The 1,547-nt window shown below is 67.0% G+C and carries 3 protein-coding genes; all 3 read left to right on the plus strand.

The features are described from left to right. The coding region (locus tag AC16JP_RS11860) for a glycine cleavage T C-terminal barrel domain-containing protein (protein WP_484340824.1) at positions 1 to 369 on the plus strand (369 nt) is incomplete at its 5' end. A gap of 11 nt (positions 370 to 380) precedes the next feature. Further along, complete coding sequence (gene gcvH / locus AC16JP_RS11865; protein ID WP_484340825.1) at positions 381 to 749, plus strand: glycine cleavage system protein GcvH; 369 nt, start codon at positions 381 to 383, stop codon at positions 747 to 749. Beyond that, the gene (locus tag AC16JP_RS11870; RefSeq protein ID WP_484340826.1) at positions 749 to 1,498 is read left to right on the plus strand and encodes a class I SAM-dependent methyltransferase; all 750 of its coding nucleotides are present in this window, start codon (positions 749 to 751) and stop codon (positions 1,496 to 1,498) included. Before gcvH ends, AC16JP_RS11870 begins: the two co-directional genes overlap by 1 nt. The last annotated feature ends 49 nt before the right edge of the window (positions 1,499 to 1,547 follow it).

Raw genomic sequence — 1,547 nt, forward strand, 5'->3', positions numbered from 1 at the left:
GAAACCGAACCGGTGGAAGCCGGGCTTGGCTTTGCCATTTCCAAGCGCCGCAAGACCGAGGGCGGGTTTCCGGGCGCTGCGCGCATCCTGAAGGCGCTGCTGGACGGGCCATCACGCAAGCGTGTCGGCCTGAAGCTCGATGGCCGCCAGCCTGCCCGTGAAGGGGCGGGGATATTCGCGGGCGACCGGCAGGTCGGAGTGCTGACCAGCGGCGGCTTTGCGCCGTCTGTCGGGGCGCCGATTGCGATGGGCTATGTGGAAACGGCGCATGCGGCAGACGGCGCTGCGCTGGAAATCGACGTGCGGGGGAAAAGGCTGGCGGCGACTGTCGTTCCGATGCCATTCCACCAGAAGAACTATGTGCGCTGAAAGGGAGAGCGATGCGTTACTACACCAAAGACCATGAATGGATCGAAGTGGCCGGAGACGTGGCCACGATCGGCATCACCGACTATGCGCAGGGCCAGTTGGGCGATGTGGTGTTCGTCGAACTGCCGGAAGCGGGCAGGGCGGTGGAAGCAGGCAGCGAAGCCGCTGTCGTCGAGAGCGTGAAGGCCGCGAGCGATGTGTTCGCGCCGGTTTCGGGCACCGTTACCGAAGCGAACGGCGCGCTGGCCGATACACCCGATCTGGTGAACAGCGCGCCCGAGGGCGATGGCTGGTTCTTCCGCGTTCGCCTTGCCGATCCGGAGCAACTGGATGGCCTGCTCGATGCAGCGGGCTACAAGGCCTTTCTCGACACGCTCTGATGGCGTGGGATGCCGCCCTTTATGCCGCCAACGCCGGGTTCGTGCCGGCGCTGGGGGCGGCCGCGCTGGAGCTTCTGGCGCCGTCCCCCGGCGAGGATATCCTCGATCTGGGCTGCGGCGACGGTGCGCTGACGCAGAAGATCGTCGACGCAGGCGCCGACGTGCTGGGCGTCGACATGTCCGACGCGATGCTTGACGCTGCAAGGGCGAAGGGCCTGAACGTCTGCCGTGCCGACGGGCAGGCGCTGCCGTTCGAAGGGCGGTTCGACGCCGTATTCACCAATGCGGCGCTGCACTGGATGCCCGACCAGCAGGCGGTTGCGGCCTGCGTCTGCCGTGCGTTGAAGCCCGGTGGCCGCTACGTCGGAGAGTGTGGCGGCTTCATGAACATCGCCGCCATCCGCACGGCGCTGAGGGCGGTTCTGAAGGCACGCGGCTATGATCCCGCAGCGGGCGGCGGCCAGACCTATCTGACGCCCGACGCGTTCTCGGCGATTCACCGGCAGGCCGGATTCACCCGGATCGAGGCGCGGTTGATCCCCCGGCCGACGCCGCTGCCGATCGGACTGCGCGGCTGGATACAGACGTTCCGTTCCGGCCTGCTGGACGAAGCCGGTGTGCCGGTATCGGTGCAGGCCGCCGTGATCGACGAAATGCAAGACCTGCTTGCACCGGTGCTGCGCGATGGCGCGGGCAACTGGCAGGCTGATTATGTCCGCCTGCGCTGGCAGGCACGAAAACCGCTTTGAGGAGCAGGATATGCGTTACCTTCCCCTGACGCCGGATGACCGCGCGGCG

This window comes from Sandaracinobacteroides sp. (assembly GCF_057137845.1).